This window comes from Streptosporangium sp. NPDC023825, assembly GCF_040639575.1.
Classification (GTDB): Bacteria; Actinomycetota; Actinomycetes; order Streptosporangiales; family Streptosporangiaceae; genus Streptosporangium.
This window is the reverse complement of the sequence record NZ_JBFAAE010000059.1, coordinates 35,414-59,592: the sequence shown is the minus strand read 5'-3', so window position 1 is coordinate 59,592 and position 24,179 is coordinate 35,414. Positions and strand designations below refer to the sequence as shown.

Genomic DNA, 24,179 nt, shown 5'->3' with positions numbered 1-24,179 from the left:
TGGATGATCACCTGGTCGGCTCGGGAGGCGAAAGCCCGCCGGGTCCACGTGCCGTAACCGTCGGTCCACGTCGAGGTGACCTCACCGGTCCTGAAGTCGGTGATCCGGGCGTAATTGCCGGCCGTCGTCATTCCCGGGGTGCTGATCTGCAGCTCATAGCCCGGATGGAAGGTCTGCGTCCAGCGCAGCGACCAGCCGGAGGTGAAGTCGCCGGTGGCACCGTTGAAGTCGCCGGCGAGGGCCTTGTCCCTGACCCCCGCCAACCGGCCCGACAGCACCGGCGGAGTCACGTTACGGGTGCCGTTGGGCAGAACGAACCGATGATGCGTGAAGATCACCTTCTCCAGGGTGGGCGCGCCGTAGAGCATGGCCCCGTACTCACCGTTTCCGGTCAGGAAGGCATCGGCCCAATTCGCCGCGGCCACCGTGTCGTAGATGCCGCGTTGCGGCAGCGTCACCTGCGGCGGCACGGCCGCGGCCGCCCGGTCAGCGAAGATCGCCGAAGGCAGCGCGGCAGCGCCTACGGTCGCCGCAGTGGTCGCGATGAAGCGTCGACGGTTCAGCGGCATGTTCATCGAAACTCCCGGTGACGAGGTTGGAGTGATCGTTGCGGCCGAGTGCCGCCAGTGCCTCCACGGCTGGTCAACCGCCGCGAGGCAGCCGCCGTTCGACGGGACACCCCGCGGTGGAGAACTCGGTTAAAAAGTGCCTCCAACGGCAAACACACCAGGTGGTTTGTCTGTGAGACATCCCATGAATAACACGCGCGAAACGTATGACGTTCTACGTCTTACGTCAAGAACGATTGTGAACGCCGTGTAACCTCTGGTCCCGGTTTCCAGGACGGCCGACGACTCTCTCTCAAGAGTTCGGTGTAACTTTCATCAGAAGAAGGACCGGGAGCCAGTTGTCGGTGATGACGACGATCGGGCCGCGCCGGTTGGCCTTGCCGATCCGCTCCAGCAGGACGAGATCCGGCCGGTTCGCGGATCTGTCGTTCCTCGCCGGCATCCAGCGGCGGGCGCGCAAACAGCGGCTTCGGCGTGACAATCCCCCCGGACCCATCATCGCCCCAGGTCGGCAGAGATCTTTGGCTCCATTCGGGAACGCGGCGCCAGGTCGTCATCGTGGCCTGGCCCGGAACGCCCGGCGGTAGGCGCCGGGCGTTGTGCCCAGGGCGTTGAGGAAGCGCCTGCGGAGGTTGGTGGCCGAGGAGAGGCCGACGCGGCGGGCGACGGCGTCCAGCGGGAGGTCGGATGACTCCAGCAGGTCCTGGGCCACGGCGATCCGCTGCGCGAGCAGCCACTGTCCCGGGCTGGTGCCGAGCTGTTCGGCGAACCGCCGGGCGAGGGTACGCGTTGAGACGCCCGCGTGCGCGGCCATGCCCTGGGTCGTCAGCGGTTCGCCGAGTCTCGCGGTGATCCACTCCAGCAGCGGCGCGAGCGTGCCGTCGATCTGCGCGGGGTGCGGCGGCGCCGCGTACTGCGACTGCCCGCCCTCGCGGTGGGGCGGCATGACCATGGTCCGTGCGATGTGCGCGGCGTACCGGGCGCCCTGGTCGCCGCGGACCAGGTGCATGCACAGGTCGATGCCCGCCCCGGCACCGGCGCTGGTGGCCACGTCACCGTGGTCCACGTACAGCACGTCCGGGTCGACCCGGATATACGGGAAGCACGCGGCGAGCTCGTCCGCCAGCGCCCAGTGGGTGGTCGCCCGCCGCCCGTCCAGCAACCCGGCGTGCGCCAGCGCGAAGACGCCGGAGCAGATGCTGACCACCCGCGCTCCGCGGGAGTGCGCCCGGCGCAGGGCCCGCACGACCGCCGGTGAGGGCGGCTCGGCGGCAGGCAGCCAGCCCGGGACGAGCACGGTGTCCGCCCGGTCGAGCGCGTCCAGCCCATCGGTCACGAGCATGTCGTATCCGGCGTACGTCGCGACCGGGCCGGGACGCTCCGTGCAGACGCCGAAGGCGTACCGCGTCGGAAGTCCCGGCCGCTCGATCCCGAACACCTGGGCCGCGCAGGCGAGTTCGAAGGTCGATTGCGGTGGGCGAACGAGCGCCGCCACTCGATGCATGGCGGGAAAGTACCGCACGATGTCTTTCCTGACACTCCGCGGAGCGGCGGTCGGCCGCCAGGCTGGCCCCATGACGACAGAACAGAACACGCCCGCCTATGTGTGGTCCGCCGTCCAGGACGCCCCCGTCCACGAACTCTTCCCGGGCATCCGGGCCCGGCCGCTGTGGAGGGGGGACAACGGCGCGAAGGCCGCCGTGCTGGAGATGGACGCGAACACATGCTGGCAGGGGGTCGACGTCCACGAACCGGGCCCCGAGGAGGTGTTCGTGGTCTCCGGCGTCTTCAACGACGGCGACCGGGACTATCCGGCCGGCTCCTTCATCCACGCCTCCGCGGGCTCCTCGCACGTCCCGCAGACGACGACGGGCTGCACGCTGTTCCTCTTCTATCCGGAAGGTTAGGTCACCCGCGGTCACGCGTCGTTTCCTCATGACCGGTCGTCCGCGTCAGCGCCGGCCACGCCATCGACGCCCTGCCCGCCAGGCCCCCCGCCGCCTGCCGCCCCCCGCGGCCTCTACCGGCCTCGACGCGACCGAGATCACCCACCGCCGCCGTACCGCGGTGACGGCACGACGAACGCCGCCCTGAACTGTGTTCGAACGGCCCCGCGAGCCGTCGTTCAATGTGTGTCGGGGCGCCCGGGGCGGATGGCATGCTGGCGGTGTGAGCGAGGAATCCGACGTCCGCCTGCGTATCGCCGGCGAGTTGCTGCTGTTCCTGCCCGCGCGGCGGCGGCACGAGTGGCAGCGGGTGGCACCCGACGGGACATCGACGCTGGGTCACGTCGTGGAGTCGCTCGGCGTCCCGCTGCCCGAGGTGGGGCCGCTGATCGTCGAGGGCGCGGAGGTCGGCAGGTCCTACCAGCCCGCCGCCGGTGACGTGGTCCACGTTCACGCCGTGCCCCGCCCCCAGCGGGTGCCCCTCGAACCGGGGCGGGACGCGCCCCGGTTCCTGCTCGACGTCCATCTGGGCACCCTCGCGCGGCGGCTCCGGCTGCTGGGCGTGGACGCGACCTACCACAACGACATGGACGACCCCTCGCTGGTCGTCGAGGCGAACAGGGAACGCCGCGTGCTGCTGACCCAGGACCACGGCCTGCTGTGCCGCCGGGCGCTCTGGCTCGGCGCCTACGTACGGGGCACCAGGGCGGACGACCAGCTCCGCGACCTGCTGGAGCGGTTCGCGCCACCGCTGCGGCCGTGGACCCGCTGCACGGCCTGCAACGGGGAGCTGGCCCCCGTCGACAAGACGGAGATCGACCGCCTGCTGGAGACCGGGACCAGGCGCTCGTACGACGTGTACGGCCGCTGCTCGGAATGCGGCCAGATCTACTGGCGCGGCGCGCACAGCGAGCGTCTGGAGGAGATCGTACGCTCGGCCATGCGCACGGTCCGCCCGGAGTCGCAGGTGGGCGGGGGTCCGCGCTGAGGCGGGCCGGTCCCGTTCCGGGAGCACCGCGGGGTGCGGCACCTCCGGCGGTCACGGGAACGCGCGCCGGCCCGGTGTCGCCGTGACGTCCCGCCCAGGGGCGCTCAATCGTCAAGGGCCGGCAGGTCGAGCCGGTCCAGCCGGTCGCGGTCGGACAGCACGTCGATGGCGAGGATCCTGCCGACCGTGACGGTGAAGGCCATGACGGCCAACGGCCGCCCGTGCGCGACGACGACCCCGGCGACTCCGTTGACCAGCGCCGGGCGCGCGAACGGGGAGAGCCGTCCGAAGGTGAGCGCCTGCTCGGCCACGGTCCGCGCACCGGTGATCACGACCGTGTGACGGGCCCGCGCGCCGCCACCGTCGGACCGGAGCACGACGCCGGGATCGAGCACGGCGACGAGCGCGTCGAAGTCACCGTCGCGAGCGGCGGCGAAGAACGCGTCGACGACCTCACGCTGGCGGGCGAGATCGGGGTCGGGAGCCGGGGCCTGCCCCCGTACCCGGCGGCGTGCGCGGCTCGCGAGCTGCCTCGCCGCGGCCGGGGACCGCCCGACCATCGGGGCGATCTCCTCGAACGGCACCGCGAACATGTCGTGCAGCACGAACGCGAGCCGTTCGGCCGGCGACAGGGTCTCCAGCACCACCAGCAGCGCCAGCCCGACCGAGTCGGCCAGCAACGCCTCGTGCTCGGGGTCTCCCCCGGCTTCCCGGCCGACGATCGGGTCGGGCACGCGCGTCTCGAGGGGGTCCTCGCGCCGCTGTTCGCGCGAGCGCAGCACGTTCAGGCACACGCGCGCCACCACCGTCGTCAGCCACGCGGCGAGGTTCTCCACGCCGCCGGTGTCGGTGCGGCCGAGCCGCAGCCAGGCGTCCTGGACGGCGTCGTCGGCCTCGCTCACCGAGCCGAGCATCCGGTAGGCCACCGCCCGCAGACGGGGCCGGTGCTCCTCGAAACGCTCCGTCAGCCATTCGCGCTCGTCCACCCGTCACGTTCCTTCCTCGCGGAGTGTCGTAACGGTGGACCCGCGAAACCCGGCCGATGTGACCGGAGGACCGGTTCCCCCTCAGGAAAAGTGGTCGGGGGCGAGGAGCGGATGAGCTCCTTCCACTCGGCGATCGGGCGGCCGTACTTCTTCTCGATCGAGGGGAAGTAACTCGCCGGGCCCTTCACAGCGTCAGCCATGTCCGCAGTATCCCATCTATCCCTATTAGTCCTTGATCGATCCAGGCACGGGACGCGCCTCGGCCGGACACCGCGAAACCAAGATCACATGATTCGGGGTCAGGGTCCACGGATGGGCGTAATCTCCCTGAAGGACACCGGAAGGCAGGAGATCCCCCCATGGCCGATGAGCCGACCGTCTCGACCCCGTCATCCCGTTCGCCAGAGGACGGGCGGAGGCCCGGAATGGAACGGATCGACGCCGAGGTGCCGCACTCGGCTCGCATCTGGAACTACCTGCTGGGCGGGAAGGACAACTTCGCCGTCGACCGCGAGGCGGGGGAGAGGGTGTCCGCCGTCTTCCCCGGCATGGTGGACGTCGCCCGTCATTCCCGGTACATGCTCGCCCGCGTGGTGCGTCACCTGACCGGCGAGGCGGGCATCCGCCAGTTCCTGGACATCGGCACCGGGCTGCCCACCGTCGACAACACCCACGAGGTCGCCCAGCGGGTGGCGCCGGACTCGCGCGTCGTCTACGTGGACAACGACCCCCTGGTGCTGGTGCACGCCCGCGCGCTGCTCACCAGCACGCCCGAGGGCGCCACCGACTACATCGAGTCGGACGTGCGCGACCCCGAACACATCCTGCGGGAGGCCGCGAAGACCCTGGACTTCGGCAAGCCCACCGCGCTGATGCTGATGGGCATCATGGGCCTGATCGGCGACCACGACGAGGCGATCACGATCGTGCGCCGGCTGATGCGGGACCTGCCCTCGGGAAGTTACCTGGCGCTCTACGACGGCGTCGACACCGACCCCGCGTACGTCGAGGCGATGCGGCGCCACAACTCGGGGAGCGGCGTGGTCGCCTACACGCCGCGCAGCCCGGAGCTCATCACCCGCTACTTCGACGGCCTGACGCTGCTGGAGCCGGGCGTCGTACCGGTGCAGCGGTGGCGGCCGGATCCCGCCCCCTGGGGAGACGTTCCCGAGGTGGCGTGCGCCGGGGGCGTCGCCCGCAAGCCCTGACCGTTCTCACCACGCCCACCCGGCACAGCACGGCACAGGGGCCGGGGGTTCCGGCCCACCCGCTCAGCAGGCCGGGGATCCGCCACCGGCGGATCGTTCGAACGGCTCGTCGGCGCGCACGACGGTGGCGAGCACCTCGTTGAACGCCTCGGTCGAGGTGGGGTGGTTGTAGACGGCGTCGCGGAGTTCGGCCGCCTTGACGCCGTGCCGCATGGCGAGCGCGACCGTGTTGACGAGTTCCTGCGCGTCGACGCTGAGCAGGACGGCTCCGAGGATCTCGTCCGTCTCGGCGTCGATCACGAACTTCATGAATCCGCGGGTCTCCTCGACGATGTACGCGCGGGGCATCGCCACGATCTCGGCGACGGGCTTGCTCGCGATCCTCACCCGGTGTCCCGCCGCCCTGGCCTCCTTCTCGGTGAGGCCGACGGTCGCGACCGGCGGGGTCATGAACAGGGTGCGGGGAACCGCGACACGGTCCGACACCGAGCGCCGGCCCTCACCGACGAGCTGGTCGAGGACGACGCGGCTGTCGTCGAGGGAGAGGTAGGTGTGCTGCGGCCCGCCGCGGACATCACCGAGAGCGTAGATGTGCGGCTGGCTCGTGCGCAGATGCTCGTCGACCTCGACCGCCCCGCGTTCGGTCGTGCGGACGCCGGCGGCGTCCAGCCCGAGGCCGCGGGTGGCCGGCGCGCGACCGGTGGCGGCGAGGATGGCGTCGGCTTCGAGGGTGTGCCGCCGCCCGTCCTTCTCGTAGACGACGGTCGCGCAGGTCTCACCGTCGCGGACCTCCGTGACGTGCGCGCCCTTGACGATCTCGATGCCGTCGTCCGTGAGGATGCCCTCGGCGACGGCGGCGGCGTCGTCGTCCTCACGGCCCAGGATCCTCGAGGAGGTTTCGAGCAGGGTGACCCGCGAGCCGAACCGGCGGTAGATCGAGGCGAACTCGATGCCGATGTATCCGCCGCCCACGATCGCGAGCCGTTCCGGCAGGGTCGTCGTCTCGATCAGACCGGTGCTGGTCAGGGTGTACTTGCTCTCCCTCAGACCGGGAGTGTCGGGGATGATCGTCTCGGCGCCCGTGTTGATCAGAATGGTCTCGGCGGAGATCGTGACACGTTCGCCGCCCGCCTCGACGCCGACGGTGTGCGGGTCGACGAACGTGGCCCGGCCGGTGACGACCGTCGCGGTCTCGATGCCGTTCAGCGCCTCGTAGTTGCCCCTGCGGAACACCGTGGTGAGTGCCTGCACCTCCTCGACGGAACGCTCGTACCACTCCTGCGCCGGATCACTCTCCCGGCGCTTGCCGGCGCGGTGGACCAGCGCCTTCGTCGGCACGCAGCCGACATTGGGGCATGTCCCTCCGTACATCCGCTCCGACTGCTCGACGAGCACCACGCGCCTGCCGAGGCCGCCCATCGTCTTCGCGACGGCCTTGCCGCCCTTGCCGAAACCGATAACGAGAAGATCGGCGTGAAGAGTGTCGTTCGTGGTGTCCATAATTCCAGTTTCGATAGGTAAGATTGAGCTCATAAGGCGTATTTGTCTCATTTTTCATCGCGAGCGTCTCATCATGGATTCAGTCAGTCACCTCGTCCGCCTGGCGAGAGCGCAGGCGACCCTGGACAAGCGCTGCCTGCTGGCCGGCGCGACCGTCATGGATATTCCCGCCCGGGGTGAGGGTGATGCGGCCTTCCACCTCCTGCTCGACGGCGCGTGCACGCTCGAGCTCCCCGATCGGCACGTCGAGCTCCGGCCGGGCGACGTCGTGCTCCTCCCCCGCGACACGCCGCACCGCGTTCGCACCACCGGATCCGGACCCGCTCAGGGGGTGTCCGAAACTCCCGGTGGCGCGTTCTCCACCGTCCGCAGCCGAACGGGTGAGGGCGTGATCGACCTCTTCTGCGGGCACTACTCGTTCGGCCCCGGCGCGGGGGCCATGCTCTTCCGGAGCCTTCCCCACCCCTTGCATGTGTCCTTCGCGGAATCCGGCGAGGTGAACGAGATCGTCCGGATGCTGGGCGGGATCATGCGGTGGGAGGCGCGGGACGACGGGCCCGGCACCGCCGCCGTCCTCTCGGCCCTCTGCAACGCGCTGCTCGCGATGGTGCTGCGGAAATCGGGCCGGCGGCTCGCCGAACCGGCGCTGTGGACCGCCGCCCACGACGAGCGGATCCGTGCCGTCATCGACGAGGTGCTTCGAGATCCCGGCGCCGACTGGCCGATCGCCCGCCTGGCGCGCGTGGCGGCGATGGCGCGGGCCACGTTCATCCGGCACTTCTCCCGCAGCACCGGAATGACCGTCGGCGCGTTCCTCACACACGTCCGGTTGATGACCGCGGCGGAACTGCTCCTCGACACCGAGCGTACGGTCGCCTCGGTCGCCGCCGAGGTGGGATACCGTTCCGAGTCCGCGTTCGGCCGGGCGTTCCGCCTGGCGACCGGATCGACGCCGGCCCGGTTCCGCCGCAACCTCGAACGCGCGGTGTGAACGACGCCGGCGGCCCCGCGATCCGCGCGGCGGCCTCCGGCCCTGGAATTCTTACCGTCCGCGAACGTCCGTGTGCCGGACCGCCGGGACAGCGGCGTCGCCGCATACCCTCGCCGGGTGAAGATACTGCTCACCGGCGTGGCCGGTTTCATCGGAAGCCACGTGGCCGAAGCCCTCCACGCCGCAGGCCACGACGTGATCGGCCTCGACCTGCGTACCGGCGCCGACGTGCGGGACGGCACGGCGCTGGACGGACCGCTGGGCCGGGTGGACGCCGTGGTGCACCAGGCGGCCAAGGTCGGGCTCGGCGTGGACGTGGCCGACCTGCCCGACTACGCGTCGGTGAACGTTTACGGCACCGCCGTGCTGCTGGCCGCGATGGCCCGCCACGGCGTGGCGAGGCTGGTGCTGGCCTCGTCGATGGTGGTGTACGGGGAGGGCGCCTACGACTGCGCCGCCCACGGCCGGGTGCGGCCGGGGCCGCGGGCGGTCACGGATCTGGACCGGGGAGCCTTCGAGCCGCGCTGCCCGCGGTGCGGCGCCCAGGTGGCGTCGGCCGCCATCGACGAGCACGCGCCGATGGACCCCCGCAACGCCTACGCCACCACGAAGCTCGCCCAGGAACACCTGGCGGCGAACTGGGCGCGCGAGACCGGCGGCACCGCCGTCGCGCTGCGCTATCACAACGTGTACGGTCCGCGGATGCCCAGGGACACCCCGTACGCGGGGGTCGCGGCCATCTTCCGGTCGGCGCTGGAGGCGGGGCGCGCACCACGCGTCTTCGAGGACGGCGGCCAGCGCCGCGACTTCGTCCATGTGCGGGACGTCGCCAGGGCCAACGTGGCCGCGCTGGGGGGCGGGGAACCGGGCTCGCTGGCCGCCTACAACATCGCCAGCGGCGAGCCGCACACCGTGGGCGAGATGGCCGCGGCCCTCGCCGAGCAGCGCGGCGGACCCGTCCCGGTGGTCACCGGCGAGTACCGGCTGGGTGACGTGCGCCATATCGTGGCCTCCCCGGAGCGTGCCCGCCGGGAGCTGGGGTTCGCCGCGGAGGTCGCCTTCGCCGAGGGAATGAAGGAGTTCGCCACCGCCCCGCTGGGATGACGCGCCCGCAGCCCCGCTGGGATGACACGTCCGCGACGCTGTCCGAGGGTGTCGCAGGCGTGCCGCGGGAACGGTTCACCAGGGCGAGAGGACCAGCCCCTGCAACAGCAGTCCCGTCACGACCTGGGCGGCCGGCCACCACCTGCCGGGTGCCAGGCTCGCGGCCAGGCCGACCCACAACGCGTAGGGCACCCAGATGCGTTCCACCTCGCCCCGCGTCACCCCGCTGACGTCCAGCGCGAGCACCGCCACCAGGGCGGCCGCCACCACGGCGCGCAACCCGCCCGGGCCGTGCCGCGCCAGGCCCGCGGCGGTGGCCGGTCCCGTGAGCATGGCCAGCACTCCCAGGTTGGCGAACAGGAAGTACAGGTAGGGCCGGGCGGCCCCCGGATCGGCCGCCCACTCGGCGTGGGTGGCCAGCACCCCGGCGGGCCACAGGAAGCCCGCGGCGGCGAAGGCGGCGGTCACCGCCGCGGCACCGGCCAGGACCGCGAGCACGGCCTCGCGCGGCACGCGGGCGGCGACCGCGACGACCACGGGGATCAGCAGGTAGGGGACCAGGCCGTAGCTGAGATACGGCAGCGCGCCGAGCAGCACCCCGGCGCCGGCCCCCCAGCAGACCCTTCGCGCGATCCGGCCGCGTCCGCCGAGCACCAGGAGCGCCACGCCCCACGCGCCCACCCCGGCGAAGAAGGCGTCCATGCTGGTGGCGATCCAGACCGAGGCCGGGGTGAGCGCCAGGTACGGCAGCGCCCTCCGTGCCGCCCGTTCCCCGCCCAGCTCCCGTACGGTCAGTGCGATCGCCACGGTCGCCGAGCAACCGACCGCGATGACCAGCAGCGCCGCCCACAGCGGTCCGGGAAGCCCGAGCGCGGCCAGCGACCAGAGCACCAGTACGGGCAGCGGGGGGTGCCCGCGCACGTGGGTGGGGTAGTCCGGCAGATGCCGGGTGAAGGTGGCCAGCCAGCCCAGCGGGTCGTCGCCCACCGCGGGCAGGACCGCCAGATACTCCTGCGGATGGGTCAGCGGAGCGGCCGGCCCGTCGGCGGAGATCGCCAGCAGCAACGTCCAGGCCAGCGCGCAGCCGTAGGACACGAGCAGGGCGCTTTTGAAGCCCAGCCGCGCCGCGAGGGCGGGCAGGAACAGGACGGCGGCGCCTCCGAACGCGGCGGCGGGCAGCAGCGCGAGGGGCGGCACGCGGAAATGCCCGTGCAGCGGCGGCAGGTGGTCGATGGTGAGCACGCCGAGCGCGTGCAGGACCGCGCCCGCCGCGAAGGACCCGGCGATCAGCAGTGCCCAGATCCGGAGCGCGCGTGCCGTCTCCCCGCCACGGGTGGGATTCGCGGCAGGGGCACCTCGCGCCACGGCCGTCGCTTCGCGCGGCCATGTGTCCGGAACATCCGGCGAGGAACCGCTCAAAGGATGTTCCTCCCCGCTTCGATTCGCTGCCCTGAGTCGTCGACCACCTTCCAAAGCTAGAGCTGAGCCGGCCACTTGTTGGACATACGTCACAGCTTTGTAAGAGGTGGTCGTCGCTCCCTGGCCTAACCTCGAGATCATGAAGATCGACGTGGTGTTGCCATGCCTGAACGAGGAGGCCGCGCTCTCCTGGGTGCTCGGCCGGATGCCGCACGGCTATCGCCCGATCGTGGTCGACAACGGTTCCACCGACGGCTCGGCCGATGTCGCCGCCGAGCACGGCGCGCTGGTGGTGAGCGAGCCGCGGCGCGGGTTCGGCGCCGCCTGCCACGCCGGGCTGCTGGCCGCGACCGCCGAGGTCGTGTGCTTCATGGACGCCGACGCCTCGCTCGACCCGGGCCAGCTGCCGCGGGTGGCCGGCCCGGTCCTGGCGGGCGAGAGCGACCTCGTACTCGGTCGCCGGATGCCTCACTCCGGGCCCGTGCACGCCCGGGTCGCCAACGCCGCGCTGGCCGCACGCCTGCGGCGCCGCACCGGCGCACCGCTGCGCGACCTGGGTCCGATGCGCGCCTGCGGACGCGCCGGACTGGTCGAGCTGGGACTGTCCGACCGCCGGTTCGGCTATCCCCTGGAGATGGTGCTGCGCGCGGCCGCGGCCGGCTGGCGGATCACCGAGGCCGAGGTCGACTACCTGCCGCGCGTGGGACGCTCCAAGGTGACCGGCACCGTGCGCGGCACCCTCCGGGCGATCGCCGACATGCGCCGCGTCATGGAAGAGACGACGTGAGCGCCGCGCAGATCGTGGTCATCGCCAAGGAGCCGGTGGCCGGGCGGGTGAAGACCCGGCTGACCCCGCCGTTCACCCCCGAGCAGGCCGCCTACCTGGCGGCGGCCGCCCTGCGGGACACGCTGCACGCCGTGGCGGCCGCACGGAGCGACCGGCGGGTGCTCGCCCTCGAAGGGCGTCCCGGGCCCTGGCTCCCGGACGGCTTCACCGTCATCCCGCAGCGCGGCGACAGCCTCGACCAGCGCCTGGCCGCCGCCTTCCACGACGCCCACCGGCTGCACGGGCTGCCGGTGGTCCTGATCGGCATGGACACCCCCCAGGTCACCCCGGAGCTGCTGAACACCGCCCTCACCCTGCTGACCGCTCACGACGCGGTGTACGGACCGGCGGCCGACGGGGGCTTCTGGCTGCTCGGGCTGTGCCGCCCCGACCCGTCCCTGCTGCTCGGCGTGGCGATGTCGCGGCCCACCACCGGCGCCACCCAGCTGCGACGCCTGCACGAGGCCGGGCTGAACGTGGCCCACCTGCCGGAGCTGGACGACGTCGACACCGCCGCCGACGCCTTCCACGTCGCGGCGCAAGTGCCCGGATCCCGTTTCGCCGGAGCTCTGGCGGCCGTCCGGTCGTCCGTGCCGGTCGACGCCGGTCGGCGCCGGTGAGCCGTCATGCCGAGCGACGGGCGCGCGAATCCAGTGAAAACGGGAAGAGGCGGGGCTTTGAGAGCGGAATTTTCCGGTAAGGACCACCGGCGGGTGACGAAGTGGTCGTCCTACGCCGGCTTCGGGGGTGATCGGTGGCGGACGCCACCCGCGGGCACGGTCATGTCGGGGACGGGCTCGCAAGGAGCAGGGAAATGCCGCGGGTAAGGGCGTGGCTGCGGGGGGACGAGCGGCCGCCGGGCCCCTTCCGCCCGGAGTTCTGGCGCAGCCCGCTGCGAGGGCCGTGGCTGACGTCGGTGTTCGGCCTGGTGCTGCTGGCGGGAATCCCGATCGTGGCCCTCACGGGCCTGGTCTCCTATGCCGCCTACAATCCGGGGCTGCCCGGCAACGACATCACTCCGGAGAGAGGGCTGCTGGGCTTCTACCTCTTCGACTGGCCGACCAGTCCGGTCTGGCTGTACCGGCTCAACCAGGGAGTCCACGTCATCCTCGGACTGACCTTGGTGCCGGTGCTGCTGGCCAAGCTGTGGTCGGTGATCCCCAAGCTGTTCGCCTGGCCGCCGGCCCGCTCCCCCGCCCAGCTGCTGGAGCGGGCCGGCCTGCTGCTCCTGGTCGGCGGCGCGGTCTTCCAGTTCACCACCGGCATCCTGAATATCCAGCTGCTCTACGTCTTCCCGTTCTCCTTCTACCCGGCCCACCTGTACGGAGCCTGGATCTTCCTGGCCGCGCTCGTGGCGCACGTCGTCCTCAAGCTACCCCGGGCGATCGCCGCTCTGCGATCTCGCGACTTCCGCCGGGAGCTGCACGCCCGCCTGCGCGACACCCGCCCGGAACCTCCCGATCCCGACGGGCTGGTGCCCGTCGCCCCGGCGCCGCCCACCATGTCCCGGCGCGGCCTGCTGGCCTTCGTCGGCGGTGGTTCGCTGACGATGTTCGGCCTGTCCGTCGGCCAGACCCTCGACGGGCCGTTGCGCGGCACCGCGTTGCTGGCCCCGCACGGCCGTACGTACGGCCCGGGCCCGAACGACTTCCAGGTGAACAAGACCGCGTCCAGCGTGGGCATCGGGGAGGCGGAAACCGGTCCCGGCTGGCGGCTGGCCCTGACCGGGCCGCGTCCGGTACGGCTGTCGCGCGCGGACCTGCTGGCGTTGCCGCTGCACACCTACCCGCTGCCGATCGCCTGCGTGGAGGGCTGGTCCACCGAGCAGGAATGGACCGGTGTACGGCTGGCCGACCTGGCCCGGCTCGCCGGGGCCGCCGACGGGAGCGGGGTTTTCGTCCGGTCGCTGCAGCGCGGCGGCGTGTTCGGCCACGCGTCGCTGAGCGCCCGGCAGGTGGCCGACCCGCGCTCGCTGCTGGCGCTGCGGGTCAACGGCGCCGACCTGTCGATGGACCACGGCTTCCCGGCCCGGATCATCGTGCCCAACGCTCCCGGCGTGCACAACACCAAGTGGGTGCGCGAACTCGACTTCCGGTCGTTCTCGTGACCCGCCGCAAGGGTGAGCCGCGCCGGTGGACGACCGTGTACGGCGCCGGGCCGGGGCACCTGCTCGTCCTGGCCGCCTGCCTGGCGGTGGCCGGCTACGCCGCCACCCGGGTGGTCGCCGCCGGGATATGGGTGGGGTTCCTGCTGTGGTTCCTCGGCGCCCTGATCGTCCACGACCTGGTGCTGGTGCCGGCCTACTCCTTCGCCGACACCGCCCTCCGGTCACGGTCGCGGTCCCCGGGAGTCCCGTCCCGGCCGACGTCCGCCGGCCGGTGGCCGCCGCCGGTCAACTTCGTGCGCGTACCGGCCGGACTCTCGGGCCTGCTGCTGCTCGTCTGGTTCCCTCTCATCCTGCGCGCCTCGGAGCACAACTACCGGGAGGCGACGGGGCTGAGCACCCTCCCCTACCTCTGGCGATGGCTGCTGCTGAGCCTCCTGTTCTTCACCGCCTCGGGTCTCCTGTACGCGTTGCGCCGCCGTGCCGCCGTGCCGCCGGGCGGACGGCCCGGTGAGCATCCGGCCGATCGGTGACCACGCTCTGCCGCCGGACCGCCGGACCGCCGGACCGCCGGTCGGCCACCCCGGTCTCCCCGAGGGCCCGCTCGGCTCGGGCGTCGCCCACAGGTGCCGGTACGCCGAGTTGAGGTGAGGTGACACGAGTGAGGTGAGGTGACACGAGGCTTCTTCGCTCCGTCGATGTTTTTCGCACCATGGGCCGATCAACTCCGTGGCGCTTTCGACGCATTCCTGACCGGTGGCGCAAACAGGGGGTACGCGTCATGGTTTTGTAATGGTTCACGCCGCCTTGTCGCGGTAACGTCGCACCATGATTTCCGCTTGCCGGTTTAGTTTCCGGAAAATCCCTTGCGGCCACGGTGCCTCCGGAAGAAATATCGTACGACCCGACGAACATTTCGTCTTTTTCTGTGAAATCAGGAAATTCGCATGATCGGCGCCCTTTACGAAGACTCTCTGAGGGGAGAAAACGTGGACGTCGAATATTCCGACGGCCGTGTCCGGCCACTCGCCTCCGAGTGCTGGCTGCGGCCCATGGAGGGGGACGAGCACATACTGGCCCGATGCGACGGACCGACCCTCGACGTCGGTTCGGGGCCCGGCAGGCTGACCGTGGCGCTCACCCGGAGGGGAATCCCCGTCCTGGGCGTCGACATCACCCCCCTGGCCGTCAGCCTGACGCGGCGCGCCGGCGGCCTGGCCCTGCACCGAAGCGTCTTCGATCCCCTTCCCGGCACCGGCCGATGGTCCAGGGCGCTGCTGGCCGACGGCAACATCGGTATCGGCGGCGACCCCGAGGCCCTGTTGCGGCGCATGCGGGAGCTGGTCAGGCCGGGCGGTGCGGTGATCGCCGAACTCTCCCCGCCCGGGTCGCGGAGCGAGGTGGAGCGCCTGCGCCTGCGCCAGGACGAACGGGCCGACGACTGGTTCGCCTGGGCGACCGTCTCCGCCGACGACATCGGCTCGCTCGCCCGGCGCTGCGGGTTCCCCTCCGTCGAGCACTGGCAGGAGGCCGGGCGGTGGTTCGCGACCCTCTCGTGAACGTCCCTGCCGCAGATCGTGACGACGGCGCGGACGGCCGTGGGCGAAGAGGCCCCCACCCGATCGGCACGAGGGCCGGGGGAACTCAGGAGAACAGGGCGCGGCCCCAGTAGTCGCCCGCGTCGCGCACGCCCGGCGGGCAGGCGAACAGGCCGCTGGAGACGTGCTTGATGTACTCGTTGAGGGAGTCCTTGCCCGCCAGGGACCTCTGCACGGCGACGAACTGCCGGTGGGGATCGCGCTGGTAGGCGATGAAGAACAGCCCGGCGTCCAGGCGGCCCAGCCCGTCGGAGCCGTCCACGTAGTTGTAGCCGCGGCGCAGCAGGCGCGCGCCGCCGTTGTGGGAGGGGTGCGCCAGCCGTACGTGCGCGTCGTCCTTGATCAGGGCTTCCCCGTCGGGCCCCTTGGCGTCGAAGTCGATCACGTCGAACTCGGCCTTCCCTCCCAGCGGGGCCCCCTCCCCCTTGTCCCGGCCGAAGATCTGCTCCTGCTCGGCCAGCGGCGCCCGGTCCCACGTCTCGACCAGCATCCGGATCTTACGGGTCACCAGGTAGCTGCCCCCGGTCATCCAGTCGGCGCCGTCGCCGGCTCCCACCCAGAGCTGCTCCTTCAGCAGCGCCACGTCCTCCAGCTTGAGGTTGGCGGTGCCGTCCTTGAACCCCATCAGGTTGCGCGGCGTCGCCTGCGCGCGCGAGGTCGACGACGTACGGCCGAAGCCGAGCTGGGACCAGCGCACCGAGACCCGGCCGAAGCCGATGCGCGCCAGGTTGCGGATGGCGTGCACCGCCACCTGCGGGTCGTGCGCGCACGCCTGCACGCACAGGTCGCCGCCGGAGATCTCCGGCAGCAGCGCGTCACCGGGCAGGTGCGGCAGGTCGGCCAGCGCGGCCGGCCTGCGGGAGGCCAGCCCGAACCGGTCGTCGAACAGCGACCCGCCGAAGCCGACGGTGAGCGTCAGCCCGGAGGCTGGCAGGCCGAGGGCCTCGCCGGTGTCGTCGGGCGGCGCCTCGGGCTGGCCGCCGACCGCGCCGAACGCGCCCGCCTCCTGGCCCTGCGTCATCCGGGCCGCGGCGGCGGTCCACTCCTGCAGCAGCTCGGCCAGCTCCGCCTTCTTCCCGGTCGTCACGTCGAACGAGACGAAGTGCAGCCGGTCCTGGGCCGGGGTGACGATGCCCGCCTGGTGCTCGCCGTAGAAGGGAACCGGGTCGGAGGCGGAGGCGGCCCGGACGGGCGCGGGCGGGGGCTCGCCGCCCGCCCCGCGCACCGCGAGGGCGCCCGCGCCGGCGGCCGCCACGCCCGCGGCGCCCATCCCGAACAGCTTCCTGCGGCTGATCCGCCCGCTCATCGAACCCCTCCCCTACGGTGACGGCGCGTCATCCGCTACTTGGCCACCACTGCGGCGATCTTGCTGATCGGCTCGGCGAGCGCGTTGATCGCGTCCGACAGCTTCTTGAGGTCGTCCTTGGACAGCTCGGTGTGCAGCTTCCAGCCGTCGCCCTTGCGGTGTGCGCCGAGCGCGGCCTCGGCTCCGGCGAACTTCTCGTCCAGCGTCTTCACCAGCTCGGGGGCGCGCTCCTCCAGGACGGGCCGGAGTGCCTGCACCGCGGCCTTCGAGCCCTGCAGGTTGGCGTCGAAGTCCCACAGGTCGGTGTGCGAGTAGCGGTCCTCCTCACCGGTGATCTTGCCGGAGGCGACCTCGTCGAGCAGGCCCTTGGCCCCGTTGGCGAGCAGGACGGGCGACAGCTCGGCCGCGTTGGACTGTTCCACGATGGTCTTGATGTCGGCCATCAGCTTGTCGGCGACCGGCCCGTCCTCGCTGACGTCCTTGGTGACCCAGAGATCCTTCTCGATCTTGTGGAAGCCGGTCCACTCCTCGCCCTCGGCCACGTCGTTCTCGCGGGCGTCGATGGCCGGGTCGAGGTCGCCGAAGATCTCCGCGACCGGCTCGATCCGCTCCCAGTAGGTGCGGGAGACGGGGAAGAGCTCCTTGGCCCTGGCGATGTCCCCGGCCTTGACCGCGTCGACGAACTCCTGCGTCTTGGTCAGCAGCGTGTCGCTCTGCGACCTGATGTAGCGCTTGTAGCCGGCGGTCGCGGCGGAGAGCTGGGCGTCGTCGCTGAGCGGCTTGTGCTCGCCCGTCACCTTGAGCGGGCCGCGGACGCCCTTGCCGACCATGCCGGGCTTGCAGGCGGTCTGGTAGCTGCCGGCCGGCAGCTCCACGATCACCTCGCGGGTCAGGCCGGGCACGATGTTCTCCACCTCGCCCATGACCCGGTCACCGGCGGCGTAGACGTAGAACTCGGTCACCTTGGTGCCGCCGTTGGTGATCGAGAACGTCGAGGTGCCCGCGGCCACCTCGGTGACGGCGACCTTGCACTCGGTGTCGGTGGCGGCCACCGCGACAGGACCGCCCTTGGCGGGAGCGGCGGACGCTCCGGCGCCCGCACCCGCGGTGGGCGCGGTGGGCTCGGAGGAGCAGGCGGTGAGGCCGGCGAGGGCCAGAACACCCGCGGCGATGGCAAGGGAAGTACGCATGGTCGTCCTGTTCGAGCGGTTTCAGCCCGCGGGCTGCGGGTTGGTCGAGGAAGCCGGGGAATTCCGGGCCGCCGGGGAATCGGTGGGCGAGGCGGTGGGGCGGCTGCGACGCGGCCTCAGGAAGAGGGCGAGCGTCGGCACCGCGTAGGCGACCCACGCCACCGTCTCCAGCACGCTCGGCTGCGGGGTGATGTTGAACAGCCCGGCCAGCAGGGCGCCGTACCAGGAGTCGGCGGGCATCACGCCGCTGATGTCGAAGGCGTGGGTGGACAGGCCCGGCAGGACACCGGCCTCCTGCAGGTCGTGCACGCCGTACTTGAAGATGCCGGCCGCGACCAGGATCAGCAGCAGGCCCGTCCAGGTGAAGAACCTGGTCAGGTTGATCCGCATCGCGCTGCGGTAGATGGCCCAGCCCAGCGCGACCGCGGTGAGCAGGCCCAGGGTGATCCCGACCAGCGGGACGGCGGTGGTGGTGGCCCCCTGCACGGAGGCGAAGAACAACAGCGCGGTCTCCAGGCCCTCGCGCGCCACGGCGAGGAAGGCCATCACGACCACCGCGGTCGCGCCGACCTCCAGGGCCTGGCTCAGCCTGGCCCGCAGCTCGCCGGAGAGGGTACGGGAGGCGCGACGCATCCAGAAGATCATCCAGGTGACGAACGCGGTGGCGAGCAGCGAGGTGATCGCCTCGAACAGCTCCTGCTGCCGGTATTCCAGGCGGGCGACGGTGAAGGTGAGCAGCGCGCCGAACGCGACCGACAGCACGAGCGCGGCGCCGACCCCGGCCCACACGAGGGGCAGCCGGTCGCGCCGGTCGCTCTTGACGAGGAGCGCGACGAGCACGGAGACGACGAGCGTGGCCTCCAGGCCTTCACGCAATCCGATGAGGTAGCTGGCGAACACCGTCACTCCATGGAAGGAAGCCTTACCTAAATTAGGGCAGGGCAACCTTACTCTCTGCAAAAGGGCGGACTCGCACCGGGGTAACGCCTCCGACCAGGGACAACGATCATGACGAGGGCGATCGGCTCGCGTGTTTCCCGGAAGACCGCTTTCCCGGAAGACCGCGCCACGGGTCCGCGGTGAGAAGGCGGCGCGGCTTCACAGCGTCACGCCTTCGCGACGAGACGGCGTCACGACTTCACGGCTTCACGACGAGACGGCTTCACGGCCTCACGGCGAGACGTCGGCTCGCAGGGATCGCCAGATCCGCTCGGGAAGCAGCCGGCACGCCTCGTCCAGGTCGATGCCGGGAGCCCCCGCCAGCCACCGGCGGGCCGTCTCCGCCACCGGGCCGACGACCAGCATCTCCGTCAGCGCGTCCGGCAGCTCCACGACCAGCCCCGCCTCGGCGTACGGTCGCAGCCAGGCCAGGATCCCGGCCAGCCTGGGCTCCTTCTCCCGCGCGATCAGGGCGGCGTGCGCGGGAAGGAAGGCGGCGTAGGCGGAGGCGTGGACGAAGTGCGCGGCGGCCCGGTGCTCGCGGGTGAAGCCCAGATATCCGGTGACCACTGCCCCGATCCCGGCGGCGGCCCGCGCCTCTGCGTCCCCGCCGTCCTCACCGCCCCCGCCGGACCCCGCCCCCTCCCCCGGCGGCACCGCGTCGAGCGCGGCGATGACGGCGTCGAGCAGGCCGGACAGGCAGCGGGCGTAGAGTGCCGCCGCCAGCCCGTCGAAGCTGCCGAAGTGGTGGTAGAGGCTGCCGACGCTGACACCGCTCGTACCGGTCACCGCCGTCATGGTGAAGCCGTCCGCGCCCTCTCTCTCGTAGAGGTCCAGTGCCGCGGCGAGCAGCCGCTCCCTGGTCTCCTCGCCACGCCGGTGCCTAGGCGACACCGGTCAGCTCCGCGGCCTGCGCCCACAGCCTCTCCGCCAGCACCGGGTCGGCGGCCGCGGCGGCGAGGGGCGTCTCGCGGTCGACGTCGAAGTAACGCCCGGTGCCGGTGCGGTCGAGTGCCAGCCGCACGACGGGGGCCGCGCCGTCCGCCGGCGCCTTCCACAACAGCTTCGCGGCCTTCAGCAGCAGTCCCACCGGGCCGCCCCGGTCGCCGAGCCCGGTCCTGATCACCCCGGGGTGCACGGCGTCGATCGTGACGTCCCGCCCTTTCCAGCGTTCGGCCCACAACGGCATCAGCGCCAGGTTGCAGAGCTTGGTGTCGGCGTAAGTGCGTACGGCGGAGAAGTCGGCGCCGGCCGGGGTGCGCGCGGGGTCGGCCCTGCCCATGGCGTACAGGCCGGCGGTGACCTGGACGACCCTGTCCAAACGGTCCTCCAGCAGGTGGTTGAGCAGGAAGGGCGCCAGGTGGTTGACGGCGAAGGACTCCTCGAACCCGTCCTCGGTGAGCCGTCGCGCCGACGGCCAGATCCCGGCGTTGTGGACCAGCACGTCGAGCCGCGGGCAGGTTCCGGCCAGCGCCTCGGCGGCGGCCCGGACGCCCTTCAGGGTCGAGAGGTCACCGGTGACCAGCTCGGCGCCGAGCCGGGCGGCCTCGTTCGCCGCGGCGGGATTTCTCGCCACGAGCACCACCCGGTGGCCGCGGCGGGCGAACTCCTCGGCCGTGGCCAGGCCGATCCCGCGGTTGGCTCCGGTGATGACGGCGGTGACTCTCATCCTGGAAGCGTAACCGATTCTAGAGAGTCTCTCTAGAATCCCGGGCGGGCGGTCACTTGGCGAGCATGACGTAGAGGCCGAGGACAACGCCGGCGGCAACGACCAGGAAGCAGAACCCGGCTCCCGCGCGACCGGCCGCCCGCCCGCTGGACAGGCCGACCAGGGCCAGGGAGAAGACGGCGACCAGGCCGGCGCCCGCCAGCAGCGAGGCGAGCAGGACCCCCCACAGCGCGTCCAGGTCGACGTAGTCGTTCATGCCGCGTGCTCCCTCGTCCCGGTGGCCGGGGCGAGCCGGCCGGTCCATTCGTCGTTGACGTTGCCGGCGTTGACCGGCCGGCGCCGCGAGGCCAGGTAGAGCGCCGCCGACAGCGCCAGGGCGACGCCGAAGACGACGGCGACGCCCAGCGCGCCGCCGATCACGTTGGCACTCGCCCAGGCCAGCGCGCCGACCACGGCGGCGGCCGGGAGGGTGATCAGCCACGCGGCCCCCATCCTGGCCGCGAGGCTCCAGCGGACCTGGGCCAGGTGCTTGCCGATGCCGGAGCCGATCACCGAGCCCGCGCACACGTGCGTGGTCGACAGCGGGAATCCGAAGTGCGAGGAGGCGAAGATGACGGCCGCCGAGGAGCCCTCGGCGGCGAAACCCTGCGGGGTCTCGATCTCGGTCAGCCCCTTGCCGAGGGTACGGATCACCCGCCAGCCCCCCAGGTAGGTGCCCAGCGCGATCGCGGTCGCACTGGCCACGATCACCCAGGTCGGGGTTCCCGCGTCCTTGCCGACGGCACCGGCGGCGATCATCGCGAGGGTGATGATGCCCATCGTCTTCTGCGCGTCGTTGGTGCCGTGGGCCAGGGAGACCAGCGAGGCCGAGCCGATCTGACCGTATTTGAACCCGCGCCTCCTGGTGCCCTCGGGGACGTTGCAGGTGATGACGTAGACCAGGTAGGTGCCGACGGTGGCCACCAGGATCGCCGCCAGCGGCGCCAGCACGGCCGGGATCAGCACCTTGGACACGATCTCCGCGCCCTTGACGGCCGAGGCGCCCGCCGCGATCAGCGTGGCCCCGACCACGCCGCCGATCAACGCGTGCGAGGAACTGGAGGGGATGCCGAAGTACCAGGTCAGCAGATTCCAGGCCAGACCGCCGATCAGCCCGGCGAAGACGACCGTCAGGGTGATCGCGCCGGTCTCGACGATGCCGGTCGCGATGGTGGCCGCGACCTTCAGCGACAGGAACGCCCCGGCGAAGTTCAGCACCGCGGACAACGCGACCGCGACCTTGGGATGTAACGCACCGGTGGCGATCGAGGTCGCCATCGCGTTGGCGGTGTCGTGGAAGCCGTTGGTGAAGTCGAAGGACAACGCGGTGACGATCACGATGGCGAGCAACACGAAGTTCGCATCCATGCCCCCGGGTATGACACCTCAGACGACATATATGCAGCTCATGGGATTTCATATACAGAATTCATCTTCCCGTCGACCGCGTGTCACCTTGGGCGACGAAGGCCATCGGGAGCCACGCTCCCCGCGCCCGGGTTCCGTGAGGGCGGGAGGCCGCCCCGGGGGTCGCGGGGCGATCGGTCAGAGGTACCCCCACTCGGCGCAGATCTCGCGCAGCTCCTCCGGGATCTCCTCGGGGGCGGGCAGCGGCCTGCCCGGCTGGACCCTGCCGCTCCTGATCTTGTCGCGCCAGTCCCCGATGCCCTTCACGAACTCCCCGTGCCCGTGGTCACCGTAGGTGATCATGCCGGGCTCGTAGCCGACCCCCAGGTAGTCGCAGACCCGCCGCATCTCCTTCTCCGGATCGGCGACGAGCGCCTCGTAGGTCAGGGTGAGCCCGTCGAGCGTCCGCCTGGCCTCGGTGAGGTGGCGCATGTACTGCAGGGTGTGCCGGACCGCCTCCGCCCAGGGGCGCTCCAGCGGAGCGGCCTCGTGCCACGACAGGGCGATCGAGGCGGGGTGGCGCATCAGGAAGATGTAGCGCGCGTCGGGCCAGCAGGTCGCGAGGCGCCGGTGGGCGAAGACGTTGCTGGGCGTCTTGTCGACGATGATCTGCTTGCCGCTCCCGGCCAGCTCGCGGTGGAGCATGCGGTCCCACAGGATGTGCTCGATGTCGCTGACGGACAGGCCGAGCGCCTCCATCGCCTGGCGCAGCGGGTCGGTGGTCAGCGTGACCGCCAGGCGCCGCACGTGCAGCTCGTGCGGCGCGTGGATCCGGGAGTGGCTGTTCAACATGACGCGCAGCAGGGTGGAGCCGGACCGTACCGGCGACAGCACGAACACCGGTTCGCGCAGCAGCCGGTCGGTCTCCGGATCGGCCGGGGGCCGGGGAACGTCCACGGGCGGCGGGGGCGGGGGTGGGGGCGGCGGGGGTGCGACCCTACGCCGCACCCGGGTGATGTTGTAGCCCGTCATCCCTTCGAGAGCCGTGTTGACTCTGGTCTTCCACGCCATGACCAGCACCGTAGGGATCCAAGGCGTCCGGAAAGTGAACGTGACCTGTGCGTTGGGGTGCCGCGCCGCACGGCCGCCGCCGTACGGCGCGACCCTCCCCGGTCACGGATCAGGTACGGAACGGGCCGGTCACGCAGTAGGTGATTCCCCCGGAGGAGGAACCGGACGTGCCGCGCTGGGAGGAGAAGTACAGGCGGTTGCCGGCGGGGGTGAAGGCCGGGCCGGTGATCTCCGAGGACCCCTGGCCGCCGACGCGCAGGAACGGGGAGACGGTGTCGTCGGCGGTGATCAGGCAGATTTCCATGGTGCCGCCGTCCTCGGCGACGTAGAGGTCGCCGAAGGTCGAGCCGGTGACGTTGTCCACGCCGGTCAGCGGGGCGGTGCCGGGACTGACGAGGCTGTCGTCGTAGGCGAGCTCGTAGGTGCCGGCGGCGACGTTGACCTGCCAGACCCGGTTGTCGCCCTTGGTGGTGAACCACACCGTGTCGTCGGCGTAGTAGCACCCCTCGCCACCGTTGAAGGACTTCGATCCGGAGACCTGGCTACGGGTCGCGGTCGGGGAGCCGTCGGGATCCGGGACGTTCGCCCAGGTGAACGAGCCGCTTGTCGCGGAGCCCGCGCGCAGCACCTGCAGCGTGCCGGAGGACAGGTCCCCCCAGGTGGTGGGGACGAACCGGTAGAACCGCCCGTTGGTCTCGTCCTCGGTGAGATAGATGACCTTGCGGACCGGGTCGGCCGCCGCCGCCTCGTGCTTGAAACGGCCCATGGCCGGGCGCTGTGTGGCCGCGCCCCCGAAGGGGCGGGTCTCGTAGACGAAGCCGCGGTCGACCTCCTCGCACGACAGCCAGGTGTTCCACGGCGTCGCGCCACCCGCGCAGTTCTGCCGGGTGCCCGACAGGATCGAGGAGGCGGAGACCACGTTGCCCGCGGAGTCGAAGCGGATCGCCGAGGCGCCGCCGCCGGGGTTGATCTCCGAGTTGGACACGTAGATCCACCCGCTGCCGTCGGCGAAGCAGGCGCCGCCGTCGGGGGCGCTGTGCCAGGTGTAGGAGGTGCCGGGGACCACCTGGCCCGATCGGGCGATCACCCGGCTGGTGAACCCGGCCGGGAGCTGGATGCCGTTGGCGTCGGCGGCCAGCAGGGGGCCGTAGGGACCAGGGGCGTTCTGGGCCGGGGCCGCGAGGGCGGCGTCCTGCCAGAGACTTCCGGTGAGGGCCAGGGTGCTCGTACCGAGCACCGAGGCGCGAAGGAATGTGCGGCGTTCCATCGGCGAACCTCCAAGACGAGGATCAGCAGAACCACTTCCTGAGCGATCCCAACGGTAGGAGCACCGGTGAACACCTGACGGTTAATACGGTTAACGGCATATGGCCTGTATG

The 24,179-nt window shown here is 71.5% G+C and carries 24 protein-coding genes and 1 pseudogene; 10 read left to right on the top strand and 15 right to left on the bottom strand.

Translation table 11 applies throughout. From position 1 onward, the window contains the following. Together AB0G15_RS34820 and AB0G15_RS34815 are read right to left on the bottom strand one after the other, a co-directional pair. Positions 1-575: glycoside hydrolase N-terminal domain-containing protein (locus AB0G15_RS34820; RefSeq protein WP_362848280.1), on the bottom strand; the 575-nt coding region annotated here is incomplete at its 3' end. Positions 576-1,122: 547 nt separating this feature from the next. Next, the gene (locus AB0G15_RS34815) at positions 1,123-2,073 is read right to left on the bottom strand and encodes a helix-turn-helix domain-containing protein (RefSeq protein WP_362848277.1); all 951 of its coding nucleotides are present in this window, start codon (positions 2,071-2,073) and stop codon (positions 1,123-1,125) included. A gap of 70 nt (positions 2,074-2,143) precedes the next feature. Here AB0G15_RS34815 and AB0G15_RS34810 point away from each other — a divergent pair, with 70 nt between their 5' ends. Both AB0G15_RS34810 and AB0G15_RS34805 read left to right on the top strand, forming a co-directional pair. Next, positions 2,144-2,476, top strand: coding sequence for a cupin domain-containing protein (locus AB0G15_RS34810; protein ID WP_362848274.1), 333 nt, complete (start codon positions 2,144-2,146; stop codon positions 2,474-2,476). A 262-nt stretch (positions 2,477-2,738) separates the two neighbouring features. Next, positions 2,739-3,503 (top strand): Mut7-C RNAse domain-containing protein, encoded by a 765-nt coding sequence (locus tag AB0G15_RS34805; protein ID WP_362848271.1) that lies wholly within the window; start codon positions 2,739-2,741, stop codon positions 3,501-3,503. A 104-nt stretch (positions 3,504-3,607) separates the two neighbouring features. Here the strand turns inward: AB0G15_RS34805 and sigJ are convergent, their stop codons facing one another. Continuing rightward, positions 3,608-4,489 carry an RNA polymerase sigma factor SigJ gene (sigJ, locus tag AB0G15_RS34800; RefSeq protein ID WP_362848268.1) on the bottom strand — a complete coding sequence of 294 codons (882 nt, stop codon included), beginning with the start codon at positions 4,487-4,489 and terminating at the stop codon, positions 3,608-3,610. Between the two features lie 92 nt (positions 4,490-4,581). Continuing rightward, positions 4,582-4,689, bottom strand: a pseudogene (locus tag AB0G15_RS34795) (DUF4287 domain-containing protein); the annotation flags it as partial. 225 nt (positions 4,690-4,914) lie between these two features. Between AB0G15_RS34795 and AB0G15_RS34790 the strand changes: the two are divergent. Beyond that, a complete protein-coding gene (locus tag AB0G15_RS34790; protein WP_362848265.1) occupies positions 4,915-5,697 on the top strand; it encodes an SAM-dependent methyltransferase in 783 nt (260 codons plus the stop codon). A gap of 63 nt (positions 5,698-5,760) precedes the next feature. Here AB0G15_RS34790 and AB0G15_RS34785 read toward each other — a convergent pair whose 3' ends face one another. Continuing rightward, on the bottom strand, positions 5,761-7,197 hold the full coding sequence (locus AB0G15_RS34785; protein WP_362848262.1) for an FAD-dependent oxidoreductase: 1,437 nt from the start codon (positions 7,195-7,197) through the stop codon (positions 5,761-5,763). A gap of 73 nt (positions 7,198-7,270) precedes the next feature. On the opposite strand from AB0G15_RS34785, the gene AB0G15_RS34780 reads away from it, so the two are divergent. Both AB0G15_RS34780 and AB0G15_RS34775 read left to right on the top strand, forming a co-directional pair. Continuing rightward, on the top strand, positions 7,271-8,188 hold the full coding sequence (locus AB0G15_RS34780; RefSeq protein WP_362848259.1) for an AraC family transcriptional regulator: 918 nt from the start codon (positions 7,271-7,273) through the stop codon (positions 8,186-8,188). Positions 8,189-8,305: 117 nt separating this feature from the next. After that, positions 8,306-9,292: an NAD-dependent epimerase/dehydratase family protein gene (locus AB0G15_RS34775; protein ID WP_362848256.1), complete on the top strand. Its 987-nt coding sequence runs from the start codon at positions 8,306-8,308 to the stop codon at positions 9,290-9,292. A 75-nt stretch (positions 9,293-9,367) separates the two neighbouring features. Here AB0G15_RS34775 and AB0G15_RS34770 read toward each other — a convergent pair whose 3' ends face one another. Next, on the bottom strand, positions 9,368-10,657 hold the full coding sequence (locus tag AB0G15_RS34770) for a hypothetical protein (RefSeq protein ID WP_362848254.1): 1,290 nt from the start codon (positions 10,655-10,657) through the stop codon (positions 9,368-9,370). A 193-nt stretch (positions 10,658-10,850) separates the two neighbouring features. On the opposite strand from AB0G15_RS34770, the gene AB0G15_RS34765 reads away from it, so the two are divergent. From AB0G15_RS34765 to AB0G15_RS34745, 5 genes are all read left to right on the top strand, one after another. Continuing rightward, positions 10,851-11,498, top strand: coding sequence for a glycosyltransferase family 2 protein (locus AB0G15_RS34765; RefSeq protein WP_362848251.1), 648 nt, complete (start codon positions 10,851-10,853; stop codon positions 11,496-11,498). Beyond that, entirely contained in the window at positions 11,495-12,157 is a 663-nt protein-coding gene (locus AB0G15_RS34760; RefSeq protein WP_362848248.1) for a TIGR04282 family arsenosugar biosynthesis glycosyltransferase, read from the top strand. The genes AB0G15_RS34765 and AB0G15_RS34760 overlap by 4 nt, the downstream gene beginning before the upstream one ends. 194 nt (positions 12,158-12,351) lie before the next feature. Beyond that, positions 12,352-13,644, top strand: coding sequence for a molybdopterin-dependent oxidoreductase (locus AB0G15_RS34755; protein ID WP_362848245.1), 1,293 nt, complete (start codon positions 12,352-12,354; stop codon positions 13,642-13,644). Next, positions 13,641-14,174, top strand: coding sequence for a hypothetical protein (locus AB0G15_RS34750; RefSeq protein WP_362848242.1), 534 nt, complete (start codon positions 13,641-13,643; stop codon positions 14,172-14,174). The genes AB0G15_RS34755 and AB0G15_RS34750 overlap by 4 nt, the downstream gene beginning before the upstream one ends. Positions 14,175-14,630: 456 nt before the next feature. After that, positions 14,631-15,200: a methyltransferase domain-containing protein gene (locus AB0G15_RS34745; protein WP_362848239.1), complete on the top strand. Its 570-nt coding sequence runs from the start codon at positions 14,631-14,633 to the stop codon at positions 15,198-15,200. 85 nt (positions 15,201-15,285) lie between these two features. Here AB0G15_RS34745 and efeB read toward each other — a convergent pair whose 3' ends face one another. From efeB to AB0G15_RS34700, 9 genes are all read right to left on the bottom strand, one after another. Then, a complete protein-coding gene (gene efeB, locus AB0G15_RS34740) occupies positions 15,286-16,545 on the bottom strand; it encodes an iron uptake transporter deferrochelatase/peroxidase subunit (protein ID WP_362848236.1) in 1,260 nt (419 codons plus the stop codon). 35 nt (positions 16,546-16,580) lie between these two features. Next, complete coding sequence (efeO, locus tag AB0G15_RS34735; protein ID WP_362848233.1) at positions 16,581-17,735, bottom strand: iron uptake system protein EfeO; 1,155 nt, start codon at positions 17,733-17,735, stop codon at positions 16,581-16,583. Positions 17,736-17,756: 21 nt separating this feature from the next. Then, complete coding sequence (gene efeU / locus AB0G15_RS34730; RefSeq protein WP_362848230.1) at positions 17,757-18,635, bottom strand: iron uptake transporter permease EfeU; 879 nt, start codon at positions 18,633-18,635, stop codon at positions 17,757-17,759. A 270-nt stretch (positions 18,636-18,905) separates the two neighbouring features. Beyond that, positions 18,906-19,568 (bottom strand): TetR/AcrR family transcriptional regulator, encoded by a 663-nt coding sequence (locus tag AB0G15_RS34725; protein WP_362848227.1) that lies wholly within the window; start codon positions 19,566-19,568, stop codon positions 18,906-18,908. Then, positions 19,558-20,343: an SDR family NAD(P)-dependent oxidoreductase gene (locus AB0G15_RS34720; RefSeq protein ID WP_362848224.1), complete on the bottom strand. Its 786-nt coding sequence runs from the start codon at positions 20,341-20,343 to the stop codon at positions 19,558-19,560. Before AB0G15_RS34720 ends, AB0G15_RS34725 begins: the two co-directional genes overlap by 11 nt. A gap of 52 nt (positions 20,344-20,395) precedes the next feature. Beyond that, positions 20,396-20,599, bottom strand: coding sequence for a hypothetical protein (locus tag AB0G15_RS34715; protein ID WP_362848221.1), 204 nt, complete (start codon positions 20,597-20,599; stop codon positions 20,396-20,398). Next, positions 20,596-21,750: an inorganic phosphate transporter gene (locus AB0G15_RS34710; RefSeq protein WP_362848219.1), complete on the bottom strand. Its 1,155-nt coding sequence runs from the start codon at positions 21,748-21,750 to the stop codon at positions 20,596-20,598. The genes AB0G15_RS34715 and AB0G15_RS34710 overlap by 4 nt, the downstream gene beginning before the upstream one ends. A gap of 177 nt (positions 21,751-21,927) precedes the next feature. Next, positions 21,928-22,800, bottom strand: coding sequence for a sulfotransferase (locus AB0G15_RS34705; protein WP_362848216.1), 873 nt, complete (start codon positions 22,798-22,800; stop codon positions 21,928-21,930). Positions 22,801-22,909: 109 nt separating this feature from the next. Then, on the bottom strand, positions 22,910-24,067 hold the full coding sequence (locus AB0G15_RS34700) for an alkaline phosphatase PhoX (RefSeq protein WP_362848213.1): 1,158 nt from the start codon (positions 24,065-24,067) through the stop codon (positions 22,910-22,912). Between the last annotated feature and the right edge of the window lie 112 nt (positions 24,068-24,179).

Excerpts from the sequence above, each read along its gene's own strand:
- AB0G15_RS34785 (WP_362848262.1), bottom strand. The coding sequence starts at position 7,197 with ATGGACACCACGAACGACACTCTTCACGCCGATCTTCTCGTTATCGGT.
- AB0G15_RS34810 (WP_362848274.1), top strand. The coding sequence starts at position 2,144 with ATGACGACAGAACAGAACACGCCCGCCTATGTGTGGTCCGCCGTCCAG.
- AB0G15_RS34755 (WP_362848245.1), top strand. The coding sequence starts at position 12,352 with ATGCCGCGGGTAAGGGCGTGGCTGCGGGGGGACGAGCGGCCGCCGGGC.
- AB0G15_RS34780 (WP_362848259.1), top strand. The coding sequence starts at position 7,271 with ATGGATTCAGTCAGTCACCTCGTCCGCCTGGCGAGAGCGCAGGCGACC.
- AB0G15_RS34720 (WP_362848224.1), bottom strand. The coding sequence starts at position 20,343 with ATGAGAGTCACCGCCGTCATCACCGGAGCCAACCGCGGGATCGGCCTG.
- AB0G15_RS34765 (WP_362848251.1), top strand. The coding sequence starts at position 10,851 with ATGAAGATCGACGTGGTGTTGCCATGCCTGAACGAGGAGGCCGCGCTC.
- efeO (WP_362848233.1), bottom strand. The coding sequence starts at position 17,735 with ATGCGTACTTCCCTTGCCATCGCCGCGGGTGTTCTGGCCCTCGCCGGC.
- AB0G15_RS34715 (WP_362848221.1), bottom strand. The coding sequence starts at position 20,599 with ATGAACGACTACGTCGACCTGGACGCGCTGTGGGGGGTCCTGCTCGCC.
- AB0G15_RS34705 (WP_362848216.1), bottom strand. The coding sequence starts at position 22,800 with ATGGCGTGGAAGACCAGAGTCAACACGGCTCTCGAAGGGATGACGGGC.
- AB0G15_RS34710 (WP_362848219.1), bottom strand. The coding sequence starts at position 21,750 with ATGGATGCGAACTTCGTGTTGCTCGCCATCGTGATCGTCACCGCGTTG.
- efeB (WP_362848236.1), bottom strand. The coding sequence starts at position 16,545 with ATGAGCGGGCGGATCAGCCGCAGGAAGCTGTTCGGGATGGGCGCCGCG.
- AB0G15_RS34815 (WP_362848277.1), bottom strand. The coding sequence starts at position 2,073 with ATGCATCGAGTGGCGGCGCTCGTTCGCCCACCGCAATCGACCTTCGAA.
- AB0G15_RS34700 (WP_362848213.1), bottom strand. The coding sequence starts at position 24,067 with ATGGAACGCCGCACATTCCTTCGCGCCTCGGTGCTCGGTACGAGCACC.
- AB0G15_RS34790 (WP_362848265.1), top strand. The coding sequence starts at position 4,915 with ATGGAACGGATCGACGCCGAGGTGCCGCACTCGGCTCGCATCTGGAAC.